The organism is Mesorhizobium sp. 2RAF45 (assembly GCF_052115225.1).
In the GTDB taxonomy this organism is placed as follows: Bacteria; Pseudomonadota; Alphaproteobacteria; order Rhizobiales; family Rhizobiaceae; genus Mesorhizobium; species Mesorhizobium jarvisii.
On the sequence record NZ_JBFRGG010000018.1, the window covers coordinates 80904 to 100248 of the forward strand.

11 protein-coding genes are annotated in these 19345 nt (G+C 61.0%); 6 read left to right on the plus strand and 5 right to left on the minus strand.

What is annotated here, in order from left to right:
- Window positions 1-3: 3 nt before the first annotated feature.
- Together nadE and AB4Z43_RS30275 are read right to left on the minus strand one after the other, a co-directional pair.
- Window positions 4-987 carry an NAD(+) synthase gene (gene nadE / locus AB4Z43_RS30270; protein WP_083246621.1) on the minus strand — a complete coding sequence of 328 codons (984 nt, stop codon included), beginning with the start codon at window positions 985-987 and terminating at the stop codon, window positions 4-6.
- Window positions 984-3740: an AMP-binding protein gene (locus tag AB4Z43_RS30275; RefSeq protein ID WP_441940425.1), complete on the minus strand. Its 2757-nt coding sequence runs from the start codon at window positions 3738-3740 to the stop codon at window positions 984-986. Before AB4Z43_RS30275 ends, nadE begins: the two co-directional genes overlap by 4 nt.
- A gap of 316 nt (window positions 3741-4056) precedes the next feature.
- On the opposite strand from AB4Z43_RS30275, the gene AB4Z43_RS30280 reads away from it, so the two are divergent.
- Window positions 4057-4782 carry an AAA family ATPase gene (locus AB4Z43_RS30280; RefSeq protein ID WP_038644785.1) on the plus strand — a complete coding sequence of 242 codons (726 nt, stop codon included), beginning with the start codon at window positions 4057-4059 and terminating at the stop codon, window positions 4780-4782.
- A gap of 130 nt (window positions 4783-4912) precedes the next feature.
- On the opposite strand, the gene AB4Z43_RS30285 is transcribed toward AB4Z43_RS30280, so the two are convergent.
- From AB4Z43_RS30285 to AB4Z43_RS30295, 3 genes are all read right to left on the minus strand, one after another.
- Window positions 4913-5125 (minus strand): DUF768 domain-containing protein, encoded by a 213-nt coding sequence (locus AB4Z43_RS30285; protein WP_019860134.1) that lies wholly within the window; start codon window positions 5123-5125, stop codon window positions 4913-4915.
- A gap of 117 nt (window positions 5126-5242) precedes the next feature.
- Window positions 5243-6730: a calcium-binding protein gene (locus AB4Z43_RS30290; RefSeq protein ID WP_019860133.1), complete on the minus strand. Its 1488-nt coding sequence runs from the start codon at window positions 6728-6730 to the stop codon at window positions 5243-5245.
- Between the two features lie 303 nt (window positions 6731-7033).
- A complete protein-coding gene (locus tag AB4Z43_RS30295; RefSeq protein ID WP_441940428.1) occupies window positions 7034-9805 on the minus strand; it encodes an AMP-binding protein in 2772 nt (923 codons plus the stop codon).
- Window positions 9806-10099: 294 nt separating this feature from the next.
- Between AB4Z43_RS30295 and AB4Z43_RS30300 the strand changes: the two genes are divergently transcribed.
- The 5 genes from AB4Z43_RS30300 to AB4Z43_RS30320 all read left to right on the plus strand — a co-directional run bounded on the left by AB4Z43_RS30300 (window position 10100) and on the right by AB4Z43_RS30320 (window position 19095).
- Entirely contained in the window at window positions 10100-11323 is a 1224-nt protein-coding gene (locus tag AB4Z43_RS30300; protein ID WP_441940430.1) for a glycosyltransferase, read from the plus strand.
- Window positions 11320-12579 carry an O-antigen ligase family protein gene (locus AB4Z43_RS30305; protein WP_019860130.1) on the plus strand — a complete coding sequence of 420 codons (1260 nt, stop codon included), beginning with the start codon at window positions 11320-11322 and terminating at the stop codon, window positions 12577-12579. Before AB4Z43_RS30300 ends, AB4Z43_RS30305 begins: the two co-directional genes overlap by 4 nt.
- 1 nt (window position 12580) lies before the next feature.
- Window positions 12581-14578 (plus strand): asparagine synthase (glutamine-hydrolyzing), encoded by a 1998-nt coding sequence (asnB, locus tag AB4Z43_RS30310; protein ID WP_441940448.1) that lies wholly within the window; start codon window positions 12581-12583, stop codon window positions 14576-14578.
- A gap of 1 nt (window position 14579) precedes the next feature.
- Window positions 14580-16784 carry a GumC family protein gene (locus AB4Z43_RS30315; protein WP_019860128.1) on the plus strand — a complete coding sequence of 735 codons (2205 nt, stop codon included), beginning with the start codon at window positions 14580-14582 and terminating at the stop codon, window positions 16782-16784.
- A 76-nt stretch (window positions 16785-16860) separates the two neighbouring features.
- Complete coding sequence (locus tag AB4Z43_RS30320; RefSeq protein WP_064986338.1) at window positions 16861-19095, plus strand: oligosaccharide flippase family protein; 2235 nt, start codon at window positions 16861-16863, stop codon at window positions 19093-19095.
- Window positions 19096-19345 lie beyond the last annotated feature (250 nt).

A 19345-nucleotide genomic window follows, 5' to 3' on the forward strand; every position in this document is an offset into this window, starting at 1 on the left:
CGCTCAATCCTCGCCAATTTCCACGGAGAGCAAAGGCCGTGCGTGAAGATAGTGGGCGGCCCGCCGTTTCGCGTCGATGTCCTTGAAAACCTTCTGCAGCTGGGGCTCGGTGAGGCCGGCAACCGCCGCGACCTCGTCGTTGGCGATCCCTTGGTTCAGGCCGTAGAGGCATAGATCCATCAGATGATAGGGCAGCGCGAAGTAGAACTCCTCCTGGCTTTGCGCCATGGAGAATGTGTCGGTGGTCGGTGCCCGCTGGCGGATTTCCTCGTCCACGCCGAGATATTCCGCGAGCTGGTAAACCTGGGTTTTGTAAAGGTGGACGATCGGCATCACGTCGGCGGTTCCGTCACCCTGCTTGACGAAGAACCCCTGGTCGTACTCAAGACGATTTGGTGTCCCCGCAACCGCATATTTGAGGCGGTCGGCGTGGTAGTATTCCGTCATCTTGCGCAGACGCTGCTTATAGTTGGTTGCGGCGACGATCTGCAGATAGGCAGCAGGCGACAGACGCACCGTGTCGACCTTGCCCTCCGGATCCTGGACGGTGAGCCGGGTGATGTTGAGGCCGTTGCTCTCGAGAACCGGTTCGATCACCAGCTTGCATTTCCAGCCGTCCCCATAGTCGGGAACGACGGTCCGGATCGCCTCGATCTGCCGACGGTAAGCGCCGACGGCCTCCACTGCCGGGCCTATGTCTTCCAGGATATTCTCAATGCCAAGCTGTGACGCGACACGGCGGCCAAGTCTCAGGGAGTCGCCGGAGGAATCGCGCTCCGGCATGAACAGGCCCAAGACCTTGTCCTTGCCGAACGCCCGTGTGCACAGGGTCGCGACGACGGAGCTGTCGATGCCGCCGGAAAGGCCGACAACCACTCCGCGACGGCGGAGCGTGCCAAGAACCTGCTTGCGCAAGGTGTCAACGATTCGATCGACCTCCGCACGAGCATCGAGCACCAGCATGTCCTTGCTGAAATGTGAGATCACGTCGATGACAGATCCTCCCTTTTGCGAGACTCGGCCGGGGAGTAGGTCTGCACGACGGCCGTCTCGATGAGCGGGCGGTTGGTGGCAAGATTGGGCTCTACGACAAGGTCGATGTGGTTGCCGATGATCGGAACCACGTCCAAATGTGCCAGAGCACTTTCCCAGCCCAGGGCCCGAGGCATTCCCTCCCGACGGCATCGGAACAAGGTGCCGGAGATGGGCAGGGCCGGTTTGGGTGCCGCGAGCCACTGGAAGAAAGACCGCGCCCGCAAGACTTCCTGCAGTTCCAGTTTGGTTCTGAAGCTTGTCGGGCTGAATTCTCCCTTGCCAAAGCGGTCGAGAATCCTGGCGAGATACGCCTCGCAACCCATGGCGACGGTGATCTTGGCAAGAGCTCGGCAAGCCATCCGGTGGGCGGATATGCGATTGGTGCGAATGCGATGGAATGTGCGGGTAAGTGTTTCCCAATGGTTGCTCGGCTCGTCCAGAAGGCTCGTATCGAGGATACCCAAAAACCTTACCGATCGACCGGCCGCCAGAAGCCGCGCCGCGACCTCGAACGCAACCGCGCCACCAAGCGAATGGCCGAGAAGTCGCACAGGGCCGTCAGGCTGGGCGCGGTCTATCTGCTCGAGTGCGGCGGCAGCCATGGCAGAGAGACTGTTACGTCCGTCCAATATCGCAGCGAGGCCAGGATATCGAATGGGGTTCACCCGGGCGACTTTGCCCATGGCGGCTGCGAACGCAGCCAGGCTCGGACCATAACCGACGGACCCTGGAAACAGGAAAAGAACCGGAGGGTGATGCTTCTTGGCGTGTCGTTCGCCCGCCTGTGCGGATACGACAGCCTCAACCATCTCGTCGAAGCTCATACCGACGGTGAAGGCCTCGAGGCCGAGCTCTTGCCCTATGGCGCTCTCGATCGCCATGACGCAATGCAGCAGCTGCAGCGAATCTCCCCCCGCCTCATCCCAATTTCCAGCCGCAGCGCCCGTGTTGAGAACCTGCATCCACGCGTGCTGCACCATTTGCCTTGTATTCAGTTGGCCTCCTGCGGGGAGCGGTCGGGCAGCGGGCGGCTGGACGGCTGGCGCGGTCTTTCTCTCCGTACGATCCATTTCGGTGAGCGTTGCCAGGTCAACCTTGCCTCCCGGCAAGCGTGGGATCTCCGCGATGGTGTGCAACCGCAAGGGACGCAGCGGCGCCGGCAACGTCGTTCTGACGAGCTGACGAAGCTCCTCCGCGAAAGCAGCTTCGGCGAAGCGCTTTGCAACCGCGAATGCAATGAGTTCCTCGGCCGGCGTCACGATTGCCACGGCATCCGCCACCGAAGGCGCGCAACGCAGGACCCGTTCGAGCTCGGCGGGCTCGACGCGTCGACCATTGATCTTGATCTGGCGCCCCTTGCGGCCGACGATGCGCAACAGGCCATCATCGTCCAGCCGAACGAGGTCGCCCGTCGCAAAAACCCGCACACCGGGATCGTCCGGGTCCGGCCGCGCGGGAATGACGACGCCGTTCTCCCAATAGCCAAGCAGAACATAGGGGCTTCTGATCAGAAGCTCTCCACTCTCGCCTGTCCCGACATCGTGTCCTGCTTCGTCGACAATGGCGAATGCCATCCCGGGAAGCAGCCTGCCGACGGGGATCGATGCGTCTTGCTCCGGCCAATCCTGCGGCAGGAACCATTGCGAGCCGGTGGTCTCGGTTGACGAGTAGCCGATCTGGATCAGGCACTGGTCCGAAACGGCTTTGCGCAGCAAGGCGATGTCCGTCCACGATACCTTCTCGCCACCGATCCGGGCCACTCTGAGCGACTGGAAAGCGTCAGGAGGGGCCTCGGTCAACAGTGCTCGAAGCAGCGCCGGCACAAGATAGGCGATCGTCACACCTTCGGCTTGAACCCGAGCACGGACTGCGCGGAGGCCGACCGCCTCCACCTCGAGAAGGTGCAACGTGGCGCCCGTCAGCAGTGCGGTAAAAATCTCCCGGCAACCGGCAATCGTGGCAGGCCCGGTCAGCGGCAGGAAAACGTCATCCGCGTTGATATGGCACGCGTCGACATATTGCCGGACCCGCCACAGCAGACTGCGTTGGCTGTTGACGATGCCTTTGGGGCGTCCTGTGCTGCCTGATGTGTAAAGCACCATTGCGGGCGCATCGACGGAAACCGAAGGGAGCTGTGGCTGCTGTGATGCCTGTTGACCGTTCGGCGCGACGCCAGCCGCAATATCGATCCATAGGACTTCCTGCGGCAAATCGATTGGGCGAACGTTTCCAGCGCCTATAATGGCGCCGAGGCGTGCGGCATTCACAATCTCGATGATCCGAGAGCCCGGATCTCTCATGTTGAGCGGAACCGAAGGCCGCCCGGCCGCCATACTCGCCAGTATCGCCACAGCGTACCAGGCCGAGTTGGCCTGAAGGATTCCGACCGCCTGTCCTTCGGGAACGACGGCAGCGATACGGTACGACAATGTCTCGACAGCCCTGAAAAGCTCGGAATAAGTCAGGCGATTGACGCCGTCGCCGATCGCGAGCTTGTCGGGATATTGCCTTGCGACGTTTCTAAGGTGATCGAAGATGGGAATGTCAGCAAAACCGGCGCCCATCTGCTGATAGGGGCGCCAGAGGGGTCCCTCTTCGTCAAGAGCATATTCGGGAATATCTGACCATCCGCGGGTCGTCGTCGGTCGACAATCCACCCGCAGGTCTTGATTCACCGCTTCAGACTGCAAATACGCTGAAGACATTCAGGGCCCCACCAAGCTGAACGTCGACCATCACTCGCCACCGAAATCTTTTCATCAATCATTCGGATGATGCCTCAATCTTGATCAGACAGCGCTTTCCCGCCCCCGGCCTCGAGGAAGTTCTCCAATTCCCCTTCAGGAACGGCCGGGCCGCCCGGAGGTCCCCGATCTTGAGACGCTTGCCAAGGGCCAATCCCGCGTGCCTCCGGCATATATGAAAGGTCATTCAAATGAACGTTGGTGTGGCTCGTAATCCGGCTAATCTTCGACATGCAGGCGAATGACTGCCTGCTCGGAGACATTTGGGCATTGCGTGATGATCATCGAGTTGTTTGGGCCGCCTGGTGCAGGCAAGACCACACTTCTTCGCGGCCTCTGCCAGGGGATGGCGAAACACGGCATCAACGTGAAGACAGTGAACGGGTATCGCCTGATTGAATATGGGTCGGCCCAGGAAGATGGTCCGGAAGTACGCCATGGCATTGGGCGCATTGGCAAAAAGATTGCCACCTCCGGCCCAGTCTTGCTGTCGACCCTGCCGAAGGATGGTGTCGCGGCGCGGCTTCTGGCGTCAATCCCACTACGAAGCCGCACATGGTCATGGCGCATGAAGGTCGATATCGCCCTGCTGTGTGAGTCATGGCGTCAAGCGCAGCAATCGGAAGGTTATTTCATTTTCGAAGAGGGCCTAATCCAGGCTTTATGCGCGCTGGTTGTGCTGGCGCGAACTCCAAGCATTGACGTGGTTCGTGACTGCCTGGCGTTCATGCCGCGACCAGACCTCCTTATCCAGCTCGATGCGCCGCAGGAAACGCTGCGCCGCCGTCTTATGGATCGGCATGCCCAGCAACCGCTCCTGGAGGTCCTCCTGTTCGAACTCGGCGTGGACAGGGGCTTGAGGCAGGCCAATATCTCAAGGGAGATCGGCAAGTGCCTGCGTCAGGATGGATGGCCCTTGATACAAGTCAACGGTGCTGAACCTCACGACCTCGACAAGATCATCGCGCGAGTCTTGGAAGAGTACGAGACTGTCCCGGGTTGACCAAGGCGATAAAAGCCATAAACACTGGCTTGGCTGGTGATCATGAAGTGGTGGGGACCTCACTTCGGCCGAGCAGCAGGCGTGTTGGCCGTGGACCTGTGCGACGTTGCCAATGCAACTGGCCGCGCAATCATTTCGTATCGCGTTGGTCGAGCACTTCAAGCATGGTGGTCAACATGCTTCCGACTTCTTCCGAGATTTCCTCGGGGCGAATTCCCGCCTTGATGGCGTCCGCCGTCACTTGCTCGGCGAGTTTGGCCGCAAGGGTCGGGTCGGATTTCGAATAGGGCGGCACATTATCCTCCACCCATTTCTGCAGGAATTCGATGCCGCGAGTGCTCATGATGGACCAATGCTCGTTGGAGCGGTTCGTTCCATCAAAGTATTTCACCGAAGTATATTGAGGTATATTCAAGAAAACGTCAGACCCTTGTGATCAGGGTCTGACGTTTCCCAAGGCTCACGCTACGATGAACGAGGACGCAGTCAAAGACAGATGCGGAGACAGGGTGGCAAACTGGATCTGATGTGCGCCACCCTCGCCGTCGCTGTCGAAAGACAGGGCGCCGGTCGAACTGTTATAGATGACGTGATCGCCGCTGTCGTGCGCACCCCTGCCTTCGTGGAACGCCGAGGTGGGAAGGGTGCCCGCTTGAAGGCCGGTAAACACATTGTGGTCGAGCACGATCTTGTCCTGGGTCACATTAAAATCGGTTATCTTGTCGACATTGCCGGTCTTGAGGGCGGCATTGAAGAAAAAGAAGTCCTTGCCCCCATTTCCCGTCAGCACGTCTTTCCCGCCACCGCCGTTGATGACGTTGCTGCCGGCATTTCCGTCTATGGTTTGGGAGAACTCGTTTCCCTTGAGGTTCATGGTCGTAGTGCCGGACTTGCTTGTGATGGCGAGGTGCTCGATCTCCGAGCCGGCCGACAGCGCATAGCTCACCGATGCCAGCACAGTATCGTTGCCGCCGCCCAACAGTTCCACCACCTTGTCGCCGACGTTGTTGACATAGTAGGTGTCGTTGTAGCCGCCACCGATCATCGTATCTACGCCGGTGGTGCTGTGAAACACATCCGCGCCGCCCGTGCCGTAGAAAGTGTGATCGCTGCTCGAAGGCACGGTACTGGTTGGGGGCACCGTGCTGGGAGGGGGCACAGTGCTGGTGGGCGGAGTTGTTTCGCCGGTCGAAGGCACGCTGGTGGTGCTCTGATTGTGCTGAAGGAAGAGGGCCTGCAGCGCCGGCGAGTCGCCAAGCGCGGTGTCACCCTGTTGAGAGCCCCATGCATAGGCATAGTCGAAGGCGGGCGATGGCGCAACCTTGGCCCAGTGGTCCAGCATGGTCTGCTCCTGGGCGACGCTGGGAAGGACATATTGGCCGCCCGTATCGGTGGTGTAGTTGCCGCCGCCGAACGTCTGATAAACCGGAACGATCTGGCTGAGCGGAACGCCAGAGGCGACCGCCGCGGCCACGGTCCTGTCGATCATATTGTAGTCGACGGTGCTTGTGCCGGTGCGCACCGGGTAGGGATCCACGCCGTAATAGTCGATATGCGTGTTGGCGGGATTGAAAGTGTTTGAAAAATCGGGATCAGCCGAAGACCCCATGTTCATCATGGTGATGAAGGTCTTGGCGCCAGGCAGGTGGGTGTGGATCCAGTCGGATTCCGCCTTCAGATTGTCGGCTGTGGCATAGGTTCCCCATTTGCCCGTGGGATCGGGCTCGTCGACGAGGAAGAAGCCGAACACCTTCGGGTTGCCGATGAAGGGCGTGACTTTGTCAATGAAAGACGAGGTTGCGCCATTGGCTTCATCCAGCCAAACCAGACCTTTCGTGCCAGCCGGCAAGGCGTTGAGTTCGTCCACGGATGAAACGTCGACAAGATTGAACCCGGCGGTTGCGACCTCGGAGGCCGACCCACCCGAGGCATAGTGGAGGGTTGTCATGCAAATATCCTTACGTCCGATTCGGTGGTGCCCCATGCCTGCCTATTGGAAAGGATATATTAGGGCCAAATCAAATACCGGCGCCCATTGATAGAATCGTTGATCATGGCAAGGAGAGCCTATGCGACGGGAAGGCTGCCCGGGTCCTGGTACTTGTTGATTATTTAGGGATATTTCAGCGCGGCGACGCAGCACCAGGCTGTTCTCGCTACGACGGCAGTGCCAGCGGATTTGTTGTGGATCCGTCAGCAAGATACACGGGCATCCGGTCTGGATTCAGCCTCCGCGTGCGCGAATCACCCGCTATGTGCCGCTCACTACAAAGGCTTTTTCTATCAGCGGACGGTTGTGGCTGAGATAGGGTTCAACGAGCATGTCCAGGTGCCCGCCGACGATCGGGATTATGTTCAGGCCTGTGACGAAAGCACTCCAGCCAAGGTCTGACGGAACGCCTGTGCGCCTGCATCGAAACAGGGTGGCGGTGATCGGCAATGTGGGCTTCGGTTGCGCGAGCCACTGGCCAAATGCGCGCATCCGCAGGACTTCTTCGAGCTCAAGGCGCAAGATGAATCGCGTTCTGGCGAAGCTCCTCCATTTCAGCCAGTCGATACCCCTCGCAAGCAAAGCCTCGGCGCCAAATTGGGCAAACAATTTTGCCAGAGCCCGCAAAATCATGCGATCCACCGTCACGCGATGCGTGCGGATGCGCTGGGCGGTGCGTGCGAGTCTTTCACGATAGTTGTGCTGTCCAGGCCCGATATTGGTGTCGAGGATTCCCAGGAACGTGACCGACCGACCGGCGGCAGCAAGTTTGGCGGCAACCTCGAAGGCGACGCCGCCGCCAAGCGAATAACCGATCAGCTTCACATTGCCATCGGGCTGGGCCTGGTTGATCTGGTCGACAACCGCATCCACCATCCGCGGTATCGTGCCATGTCCCATCAGCAGATCGTTCAGATCCCCGTAGCGCACGGCAACAACCCTGGCGACATTGCCCATCTCGGCGCCGAAGGCAGCCAGGCTTGGACCGTAACCGATCGATCCGGGCACGATGAACAAAACGGGTCTCGGGTCGGGAGCCTCGACAAGCGAGCTGCTTGTGTCTTGTCCTGGAGACGCTGCCCGGACGACATCGGCGAAACTCATCCCGACCGTGAACGCGTCCAGGTTGAGTTCCCGCCCCAGAGCCGTCTCCAGTTCCATGACGAATTGCAGCAATTTCAATGAATCGCCGCCGGCATCGTCCCAGCGGCTGCCAGCTGCCCTTTTGCCCGGGAGAATTCTCTCCCATACGGCCGCCGCGGTGCCTTCGATATCAAGCGGGTTTGCCGCCTGCCGGGCCATGGGCGTGTTCTGGGCGCCTTGCGCGTTCAGTGCGCGATCCAGTTCCCGCAGCTTGACACCGTCGACCTTGCCGCCTTTGAGCCGCGGTATCTCGGCAACGCTGTGCAGGCGCGTCGGATGAACAGCCGGCGGCAGGGCCGTCCTGATCAGGTCGCGCAATTCAGCAATGAACTCGCTTCCGCCAGGTCTGGCGGGGACGGCAAAGGCCACCAGTTCGTTCGCGTCCGTCACCACCGCAACGGCATCATCCACCTGAGGCGCCCGGCGCAGGACGAGTTCCAGTTCGGCAGGTTCGACCCGCCTTCCGTTTATTTTGATCTGGCGTCCCTTTCGTCCGACGATCCACATCATTCCGGTGTCGTCGACCTTGACCAGATCACCTGTTGCGAAGATTCGAAGCAGCGGGTTGCCGGAGTTCGCCTGGAGAGGGACGTTTTCCCCATCCGTCCAGTAGCCAAGCGTGGAGTAGTTGCCTCTGATCAGCAACTCTCCTTCATCGCCCGGGGCGACCTCGCATGCGTTCTCATCCACGACGGTGTATTCGATGCCGGGTAGCACGAAGCCAACCGGGACCGTTGCGCCGCGTTCCTGGTAGCCCCTCGGCAGGAACCATTGCGTGCCGGTCGTTTCCGTGGACGAATAGCTGATCTGGACAAGGCAGGACTCGGGGACGCTGTCGCGGAGCCGGTCGATATCGGACCATAGAATCTTTTCTCCGCCGACCCGCACGATCCGCAAGGAAGAGAATGTGTTGGCCGCAGAACCATTCATCAACACGCGCAGCAGCGCCGGCACAAGATAGACGACCGTCACCTGCCATTTCTCGAAATTGTCGCGGACGGCGCGAATGCCGGCGCTCTCTATATCCGAGAGGTACAATGTGGCGCCGCACAGCATCGGGGTCATCATCTCGCGGCATCCCGCGATCGTCGCCGGCCCGGTCAACGGCATGAAGACGTCGTCGGGACCGAAGTGGCAGGCATCCACATATTGCTGAACGCGTTGGAGGATCGCCCGCTGGCTGTTCACGACGCCCTTCGGCGCTCCGGTACTGCCTGACGTGTACAGAACGATTGCCGGAGCATCGACCGATACTTCGGGCGGCAACGCCGAAAGGCTGCCATGCGGCGTTGTGGCCGTGCAACTTGTCGCGTCGATCCATTCAAGCGAGGAAGCATCCGGCCAGCCTGCCGGTTTACCTGGCCCTGGCTTGATGATCGCGGCCAGCCGCGCGCTGGTGGAAATTGCGACGAGGCGCTGAAATGGATCCCGGGGGTTCAACGGCACGGCGGGCCTGCCGGCCCGCATGGCGGCGAGCATGGCCACCGGATACCAGAGGGTATTTCCGATCAGAATCCCGACCGCCTTGCCTGGTGGGGTGGAACCGGCAATCGCAGCCGCCAGGTTTTGGACTGCGTTGAGCAGTTCCGAAAAGCTGAGGGACGTAGAGCCGTCACTGATCGCGATCTTGGCCGGGTATTTTTCGACAACCCGCTCCAGGTGCGAGAACGCCGATTTTTCGGAGAAGTCGTCGCCCATCCGCGGGAAGAGACGGGTGGTTGGTCCGCCCATATCCAGAGGGCGGGTGGAGGCCTGTTTCCATGTGAAGCCGTCTGGAGGGCTGCTGTTGCGATCTATCACAACATCTTGATCCGTTGTCGGACCGCCAACGGATGGCAAGGCACGTGGAAAACGGCTTTCTAAACGCGGGTACCCCGACGTCTCCAACACAGCCCCCTTGTTTTGCTGATTGGCTTTGCCGTGTCCTACGCGACCATGTCGGCCCTGGCATCGTTAGAACGAATGAGTTTCCGCTCAACTCATCGATCCGACAGCGGTTGCCGCTGCATCGCCGCACCGCCCAATGCCTTGCTTCATTTAAACAGACGAGGACAACGCGCAAGCCTGCTCCTAGCGTGAGGCTGGGTGTTGTGCGTACTGGGGCGATGAAGCCGGGCCGTGAACAGATCACAGGGCCAGTGGCTTTGCGCGGTTGGGATTCTGCCGGCATCCAGGAGGGACAGGATGAGTCCACATCTGGTTTGCATAGGAGGCGAGGATCACCGGCTTAGAATTCCGTTCCTCCTGGCGCTGCGCGAAAGGGGCTTTCGGGTCACTGCCGTCTCGAGCGATGCCGGAGACGCCTTTTCGCCTCACGGCATTCCGCATCGCAGCTTTGGGTTCGACCGCTTTGCCAGTGGCGGTGGAGAATGGGGAGCTGTCAGCGCGATCCGTAAATTGATGTCCGATTTGCGTCCGGACATTGTTCAAAGTTTCGACACCAAGCCCAACCTCCTCACGCCTCTGGCCGTGCGCGGGCAGGTTCCGGTCATTCGCACCATCAATGGGCTTGGTTGGACATTCTCATCACGGGAACCGCGGGCGCTGGCGCTACGTCCGGTCTTTTGTGGCCTTCAGGGGCTGGCGTCACTCTGGACAGCCATGACGGTCTTCCAGAATCGTGACGATCAGGCCTTCTTCGACCGCTATCGGCTGGTGGGTCGCGGCAAAGGGCGACTGATCCGGAGTTCTGGCATCGACCCGAATGCATTCTCGACAGCAAAGTACCGTGGCCCTTCGGCCGCCGCCATGCGCGAGGAGCTTGGGCTTCAGTCGGCCGAAGTCGTAATCTTTGTCGGTCGGCTGACTCGCCAGAAAGGGATTCCGACCCTGATCAAGGCGGTTCCCCGCGTCCTCTCCGAGAGGCCCAATGCGCGTTTCGTGCTTGTCGGTCCGCAGGACTCTGAAGGTCCGTTCGCGGTCAGCAGGTCCGATATCGAGCAATATGCTCCTTACGTCGTCGCCTTGGGGCCAAGGCGGGACGTTCCAGCTCTCCTTGGCATGGCGGATCTGTTCGCGTTTCCAACACAGTATCGCGAGGGTATTCCGCGCGTCCTGCTGGAAGCGGGTTTGTCCGGGTTGCCAATCGTCGCCTCAAGAATGCCTGGCTGCAATGACGTGGTTGAAGATGGCTGGAATGGCTATCTCGTCGCGCCGCGCGATGCCGATGGCCTGGCGTCCAGAATAATCGATCTTCTGTCCGACCGCGCCCGTGGAAAGGTCATGGGCAGCCGTTCCGTCGGCCTCGTGCGGGAGCGCTTTTCGCTGTCGTGGGTCGTCGACCAGTATTGCGATCTGTACAAGACTGTCCTCGGTGGCAAATACCGCGGCAGTCTTGCTCGGCCCGCGTCGGTGATCTCCAGGGAAGAGGGTGCGCGGGGCCCCCGACTGGGTGAGGCGCGGCAATGATCCGTGATGTGATCCTGGCCTTCGGCATCGCAATGTCCTACGCGGTGCAGCTCAGCATCCCCGGGCTGCCGTTCGGCTACAGCGAACTGTTCCTCACGCTCTGGATATTGCTGTCGATCACCCGCATCCTTGCCGGCGGCCGACTGGAGGTTACGCCGGCCCTCACCAAACTTGCATGTTTCTGGGTGATCCTGACGCTTGCCCTGGGCGTGGGGTCCATCATCGGCTTTCTGACCACCACGCTGTTCCTCGATCCGTTGATGCATGACACGATGGCGTACGTGCTGTTGGTCTGCGTTACCTGCCTGGCAGCCGCGGAACCCAACGCTGCTTCCCGTTTACGCCGTATCGCCTGGTGGATGATCGCTGTCGCGAATGCAGGCTTTGTCATCCAGGTGGGGCTTGGTTTCGGCTGGATCCATCAGTCTGGCGTCCACCCCTGGTTCTGGGACCGCTTCAGCGGTTGGTCTGACAATCCGAACCAGCTTGCGCTCTACTGCGCGCTCCTCGGTCCACTGGCCCTGCATCTTGCCACAACCACCAGCAATCCATGGGGAAGATGTCTCGGGCTGTCCAGCCTGATCCTCACCTTCTATGTCGGAAGGCTGACAAAGAGCGATACCTATCTCTATACGACGATCCTGGCCTGCCTGATCCTTCTTGGGCTGAGGGTTCGGGCATGGCTTACTAGCGACGGCGGCAAGGTCAGCCTTTCACGGCAACTTGCCCTCCTGTTCACCGTTGCATTCCTTCCATTGGCGGTCTCCATCGCGCCTTACGCCCTCAGCGAGGCCGCCAACGCCGAAAACTTCGCCAAGAGCCTCACCAAGGACAAGGGCGGGGAAGCAACCGCGGAAACCGCGACACTTCGCCTCCAGCTTTGGGACGAGGCATTGGACAAGGGAGCAAGATCCGGATCGCTGGGTCTCGGACCAGGCCCGCACCTTGATCGTCCCTCCACAGTCGATCAGCAGTTTCTGCCGCGGCCTTTCGAGGCCCATAGCACGATCCTCGATCTCTACACTCAGGGTGGCCTGATTTCAGTCCTGGCCTTGCTGTGGATCCTCGGCTCGGCCGCCTTGTCCGCCTGGGGCGCGAGACAGGACACGCTCGTGGCGCTCGTGGCTTCGATCGCTGTCTTCAGTGCTCCGCACCTGATCATCCGCCATCCGATCGTGTGGTTCTGTGTGACCCTCTGCCTTGTCGCCGGAACGCCGCAGGCGGTCCCCGCGATCGTTCGCCAGAGGAGATATTAGAATGTGTGGGATCGCCGGAATCCTCTTGGCGCCCGATGCAGCCAATACCAACTCGCTCAGGGCGATCGGGCCGATGATGATGGCCCTTCGTCATCGCGGGCCCGATGGCGAGGCATTCTGGACGAGCCGTGAAGCCGGGATCGCCTTCGGGCACCGGCGTCTGGCCATCGTCGACCTGTCGGAGGCCGGTCGCCAGCCGATGCACTCCGCGAGCGGCCGGTATGTCATTACCTTCAATGGCGAAATATACAATTTTCGCGATCTGCGCCGCGAACTGGAAGGGGGGGGCCACCATTTCCGCGGCACCAGCGACACGGAAGTGATGCTGTGCGCGATCGAGAGTTGGGGTCTCGAGGCGGCACTTGCGCGCTTCGCCGGCATGTTTGCTTTCGGGCTATGGGATCTGAAGAACCGGACTCTCCACCTCGCCCGCGACCGGATGGGCAAAAAGCCGCTCTACGTCGCCTCGACACCTGAAGCGCTTGTCTTCGCCTCGGAGCTGAAGGCGATCACCTGCTTCCCGGGCTTCGCCCCTGAACTCGATGTCGATGCGGCGGCGACGATGCTTTCGAAAGGGTGGGTGCCGGATGACCGTTGCATCTGGCAGGGCGTGTTCAAGCTGCCGCCCGGTTCAGTCCTGTCGGTGACGGCGGCGGATTTCGCCAATGCCCGTGGCGCCGGCTCGCTTGCGCATCGCATTCGCCGCTGGTGGTCGCTGGCCGATGTCGCCTGCAAGGCGCAGCGGAATCCGATCGCCGGCAGCGACGAGGACCTTACGACCGAACTCGACAGCCTGCTTCGCCTTGCCGTCAAAGAACGAATGGTTGCCGATGTGCCGCTTGGCGCCTTTCTGTCGGGTGGAATTGACAGCTCGGCGGTCGTCGCCCTGATGCAGGCGCAGTCCCCGACGCCCGTTCGCACGTTCACCATAGCGTTCGGCGAGAGCGGGTTCGACGAGGCCCCTCATGCGGCCGCGGTTGCGCGGCATCTGGGCACCGACCATACGGAACTTCATCTTTCACCGGCCGCGGCGCTTGAGGTCATCCCGGAGTTGCCGAGGATCTGGGACGAGCCGTTCGCCGACGAGTCGCAGATACCGACGCTGCTGGTGTCGCGCCTCGCCCGGCGGCACGTCACCGTGGCTCTGTCGGGCGATGGCGGCGACGAGTGCTTCGCGGGCTACTCTCGACACTTCCTGGCAACCCGCCTCAGAAGGCAGCATGAGCTGCCATCATCATTTCGGCGGATGTTGGCGGCGGGGGCAGGATTGCTGGCCCAGGCCTCCCAGAAAGACATGTTCGGCAGCCTGCCGCTGTCGGCGAACATGCGGCACGGATTGCGCGGTGACCGGTTGAACCGCCTCGCCCGCCTGTTCGCGGCGGCAAATGAGGACCAACTGCTTCAGCGGCTGACGGAATCTTCGACCAACAAGCTTCTTCATCACAAGCCAGCGGCATCCAATGCCAGCGCCACACAGCTCGACGGCCTGCTGTCGCGCCTCCTGTTCGACGACATGACCGGCTATCTCCCCGGCGACATCCTGGTGAAGCTCGATCGCGCCACCATGGCTAACAGCCTCGAGGGGCGATGCCCGATCCTGGACCATCGCGTCGTTGAATTCGCCTGGCGCCTGCCAACCGATGCCAAGGTGCGAAGTGGCAAGGGCAAATGGATACTGCGCCAGCTCCTTGATCGTTATGTACCGCGCCGATTGGTCGATCGGCCCAAGCAGGGTTTCGACGTTCCGATCGGAGCCTGGCTGAGAGGACCCCTGCGCGACTGGGCAACGGATATCATTGCCACGACACGCCTGTCCGGAGATGGGGTCATCGACTGTGCGAAGGTCGACGCATGTTGGCGCGATCATCTGCATGGAAACCAGGATCATTTCCGTGACTTGTGGCCGCTGCTGATGTTCCAGGCATGGCGCAACGAAGCCATGCGGCCATCGGCGCCGGCAATGCACGCTTCTTACGATATCGAACTGACAGGGGATTGAGATGGAAGGTTCCATAGCCAGCCGCGCCAGGCTTCCGCGTGCCACGCAGATGGCCGTCGCTACGCTCGACACCAATCCGCGGATGAGGCGACCGCCGCGCGAGCCCGTGCAACCGCCGTCTCCCTTCCATCAGCTCGTCGTCACCCTGGCGACGGGAAAATGGCTCTTGCTTGCCGTGGCCCTTCTGGGCGGCATACTGGCCGGCCTCGCGGGCTTTGCTCGTCCGGTGCTGTTCGAGGCGACGACCCAGATCATCATAGACGCCCCGAGCACCGGCACTTCGAACCCTACGGCGACCGCTCAGGACTCGCTGGATTCGAGCATCGATGACCATCTGACGATGCTCTCGTCGCAAGCCCACCTGCGCCGAGTTCTGACGGCACTGCGCCAACCGCAGGCAGCCGACGCCGCCGGAAAAAGCGGCATCAGTGCCGTCCCGCCCACGTCAGGCTCGTTCGTGGGCAACCTGCTGAGCCGGGTCTGGTCGAAGGGTGGACCTGCCGCCGAAAGTCCGGAAGCTGCGGATGCGGCCGCGCTGAAGACGCTGCGGGGCGGAATGAGGGTCGGACAAGAGCTGCGCTCGCGCGTCATCACCATCGGCTTCACCGATACCAGTCCGGTACGTGCCGCGCTTGTCGCGAACACATTCGCTCAGGTGTATATCGAAGATCTCGTACAGAAACGGCGTGCATCGGATCAGCGCGAACTGGAATCGCTGGTCGCCAGCCTGCCGCAAGTACAAAGGGACCTGGTCGACGCGACCGATCGGCTGGAGACGTACCGGCTGACGCATGGCGCCGTTGATCAAAGCGCGGCCAACAACGCGGCCAATGAGACAGCGGAGCTTGGCCGACAGATTTTCTTGTCGAAAGCCAATCTTTCCGCCTCGGAATCGCGCCTTCACCATATCGAGGACCTGCGAAAGGCGGGCGCCCCTGTATCGGCCATCGCCGAAGAAATCGGATCGCCTGTGTTGGCCGACCTCCTGACACGTCAGTCGGGTGCCGCTGCGGACGGCGATCTGGGCAGTGCGATCAACCGTGAGATTGAGCAGGGCATCGCGCGCATTGCCGCCGAGGCAAACGTCTACCGCGCCCAGGTTGCGGCTCTCGAGGACCGCAAGAGGGTGCGCGACGCGGCCGTGGCCGACACTGCGAGCCAGCTTTCCGGCTTGCGTGCCCTTGAGCCGCAGGTCACCATCGTGACACAGCACTACAACGAGCTCCTTAGCCGGCAGCAGGACCTGATACGGCGCATCGCCGCTCCCTCGCCAGGTGTAGCGGTCCTGTCGACGGCATGGCCGCCGTCAAATCCCAGCACCCTGTCGAGAATTTTCCTGGTTCCACCCGGCATGATCGTATTTGGTCTGATGGCGGCGGTCTTCGTCCTGATCCGTAACATGTTCAACCAGACCTTGCGCAGCGAAGCTGAAGCCGAGGCCGAGCTTGGGATCCCGTGCGTAGGACTGCTTCCCAAGGTTTCGGGACTCCATGCCAAACAATTGCGGCATCTGGTTCTGGGCCAGCAGAACTCGCCGTTCAGTCGCGCGGCGACATCCCTTCTGGTCACTGCGGCGCCAACTCAGGGAAGGGGGCAGCCGCCGCACATCGTCCTCGTGACGTCCAGCATCCTGGACGATGGCAAGACAGAGTTGGCGTGGAGCCTGGCGCTGGCGGCAACGCGATTGGGAGGAAGGGTGCTTTTCCTCGACCTCGACCGCAAGGACGCGCGCCTCACGAACGAGTTTCGTGGCGAATTCGGCACCATCAAGGCTCACAACTCCTTTGGGGACTATGTGAGTGAACGCTGCGTGCTCCAGGATGCGATCACGAGAATGCCAGAAGTCGGCATCGATCTCATGGCCGCTCCAGCACCTTCGGATGATCTGCTGACGCTTCTGTCCACGGTCGACAAATCCCAGTTCACCGAAGAACTTCTCTCGGTCTACGACGTCGTCATCATCAACGGGCCGTTGGGACTCGGAGGCCCCGAAACCAGGCTCCTGAAGCGTTGGGCCGACGCAGTGCTTTTTGCCGTTCGATGGGCCAAGACGAGGCGCAGCATCGCCCGTGGCGTTCTGGAGTCGCTCCGGGCCGGTGGATCCGTCGCAGTTCCAGTCGGGAGTGTGCTCACCCAGGTGAATTTAAAGCGGTACGCCGGCTCCAGGCTCGAGGACAACGCCGACCTGCTGTTGGAGAGGGTTTGATGAGAACCGTCGTCTCCGCTCTTCAAAAAATGCCACAGGGAACCAACTGCGTTCCAGCAATCGGACCTGCCCCAGAATGATCATTGAATTTTTCGGACCGCCAGGATCCGGCAAAACAACATTTGCGCATGCGCTCGCGCAGCAGTTGCGCGGGAAAGGCTATCACGCCAAGGTCGCTCTCAGCTATAAGCCCAGCACCAGGGCCGGAAGCTTCGACCTTGGGATCATTCTGTTCGTCTCCAGAATAGTATCGGCGATATTCTCGACTGCTGGAATATTTCTATCGTCGATCGGGCGACTGGACGATATTTCAAGTTCGGTGTCGATGGTGAGGTTGATACCGCCAAAGAAACGAATGTGGCGCGCCCGGATCTGGCGATATATCTTGCACCTTTCGCGTTGCTGGAGCGCCGCGAAGCAATCGCCCGAAATTGTCATATTCGATCAAGGATACGTTCAAGCGATTGGATCGCTGGCGATGTTCAATGGGGGCAACGACCGCGAAGCGCTCGAAAAGGCGCTCAGCCTCGCGCCGCCGGCCGATCTCACCATCAGGCTGGTGGTGCCATCTGCGATCGTTGAGAGCCGTCTCAGACATCGGATGGAGCACGAGCCGCCGGCGGAGCGGATTTTCGAGGCCGACTTGGACGTGAATATGAGCGCCTTTGGCGTGTTCGAATCGATAAACGATCTCCTCGCGATTTCCGGCCGAAGTGTCGTTTCCGTTGAGAACGCCGACAGTCAATCAGGGCTCAAAAGTATTTGTAAGGTCGAGAAGCAAATCATTTCCGCCCTGTCACGGATGGATAAAGGATTCGCAAATCGAGACCAAAAAGAAAGCGCACCACTTGCGCATGCTGCGGCAATCGATAGTCGCGTGTCTCGAAAGTCTCCGGGCCATCCCGCCGGTGCTCTTCCAATAGCCACACCCCGGCGAAATAGGGACGTCGGCTCGCGGCTCGCGAGGGCGAGCGTCTTCGCCCTCTTGATCTATATCGGAGGTGCTGGGCTGACCAGCCTTGCACAGCTGGCCATTGCGCGCCTCATCGGGCCTCGCGACTACGGGATCTATGCCTACGTTCTAGCCTGGACCTCCGTGCTCGCCTATCTGGCAACGCTTGGTTTCAATGTGTCCCTGTTGCGTTTCGTGCCCGCCTATAGAGCCAACGGCAGGCTTGATCTGGCGCGAGGGGTGATAAGATTCGCCCTGCGGAGATCGCTGCTCGCGGCGACACTGTTCGGGATGGCGGGTGCTGCCTTGGTCCTTTTCTTTTCAGAGCAGGCGCAACCGGATCATACGCAAAGAGGACTTGAGATAAGCACCATGCTTGGCATGGCGGCCGTACCCTTGATTACCGCTTATGCCATTGGCGCTACGCTTGTGCGTGCTTTCGGCGGCGTGGTTTCGGCATTGTTGCCGGAGCGCATCGTGCGTGACGGGCTGCTGCTGGTATTGGTGGCGATCATGGCCGGGTCCGGATTGTGGGCGGTGCACGCGCCGCAAGTGATGCTGGCGGTGCTGACAAGTTCGGCCATCACGGTCGCGCTGGTGTTCATCACCGCCAGGAAGTTTGAACCACCTGGCCTGCGGCAGGCTCAGCCCGCTTACGAACCGAGGGGATGGTGGCTTGCCGTCCCCCCGCTCATGCTCATCACCGGCCTCGATGTTTTCGTCAGTCGTGCCGGCGTGCTGGTGTTGGGCTGGACCAATCATATCCGTGAGGCCGGTATTTTCGCCCTGGCGTTGAACGTGGCGATGCTTGTGGGGCTTTCCCGCATCGCTGTCGCTACCATGTTTTCGCCTACAGCGGCCGACCTGCATGCCAGAGGCGATCATAAAGGCCTGCAGCAGCTATTCGCGCGGGCCACCTTGCTGTCTGCGGGCGGCGCCATCGCGGTGGCCATCCCAATGATGGTGATTGCCGAGCCGTTCTTGAGCTTCTTCGGGGAGGGCTTTGCTGCGGGAGCGCCGATCGCGCGGGTTCTCATTTTGGGCTATGTTTTTGTTGCGCTGTGCGGGCCTCAGCAGAATCTGCTGGCGATGACCGGAAACGAATGGGCCGCGGCAACGACCATGATCGCCGGCGCGGCGGCCAACGTCATAGCCTGTGCCGTGGGCGTCGAGATATACGGCCCAATTGGCGCGGCTGTCGGTGTCGCGCTTGCCCTGGCCATCTGGAACGTTGCCATGGCGGTCTATATCGGCAAGCGACTGAAGATGCTGCCTGGCTTGGTGTCTGCCCTGCTCTCGATCAGGCCAAGCGCGATTGGCGGCCTACAATGGAACTGGTTATTGAGAGCCGGCAAATGAAGTGGCCGATCCATCGATGATGTCCCTCACGACAGCGCCGGCGCATCGATCGGCGTGCGACCGCTAGCCCATGCCTCCAACATGGTTGAAGGAGCAGGTCAGTGGCGGCCCCAAAGACGCATCGATGGTCATCTGCCTCGCGACACAATCGCACCCCGCCGACGCGGCCTTTGCATCTTATGGACCTCATGCGTCATTTGAAGGAGTATTGGTGGGAGGCGCGCCTCGTCAGCCGAACCGGCGGTGTGCT

What these genes read in the sequence shown, in the direction of transcription:
- AB4Z43_RS30275 (WP_441940425.1), bottom strand. Translation starts at nt 3,740, where the DNA reads ATGTCTTCAGCGTATTTGCAGTCTGAAGCGGTGAATCAAGACCTGCGG.
- AB4Z43_RS30280 (WP_038644785.1), top strand. Translation starts at nt 4,057, where the DNA reads ATGATCATCGAGTTGTTTGGGCCGCCTGGTGCAGGCAAGACCACACTT.
- AB4Z43_RS30285 (WP_019860134.1), bottom strand. Translation starts at nt 5,125, where the DNA reads ATGAGCACTCGCGGCATCGAATTCCTGCAGAAATGGGTGGAGGATAAT.
- AB4Z43_RS30290 (WP_019860133.1), bottom strand. Translation starts at nt 6,730, where the DNA reads ATGACAACCCTCCACTATGCCTCGGGTGGGTCGGCCTCCGAGGTCGCA.
- AB4Z43_RS30300 (WP_441940430.1), top strand. Translation starts at nt 10,100, where the DNA reads ATGAGTCCACATCTGGTTTGCATAGGAGGCGAGGATCACCGGCTTAGA.
- AB4Z43_RS30305 (WP_019860130.1), top strand. Translation starts at nt 11,320, where the DNA reads ATGATCCGTGATGTGATCCTGGCCTTCGGCATCGCAATGTCCTACGCG.
- asnB (WP_441940448.1), top strand. Translation starts at nt 12,581, where the DNA reads ATGTGTGGGATCGCCGGAATCCTCTTGGCGCCCGATGCAGCCAATACC.
- AB4Z43_RS30315 (WP_019860128.1), top strand. Translation starts at nt 14,580, where the DNA reads ATGGAAGGTTCCATAGCCAGCCGCGCCAGGCTTCCGCGTGCCACGCAG.
- AB4Z43_RS30320 (WP_064986338.1), top strand. Translation starts at nt 16,861, where the DNA reads ATGATCATTGAATTTTTCGGACCGCCAGGATCCGGCAAAACAACATTT.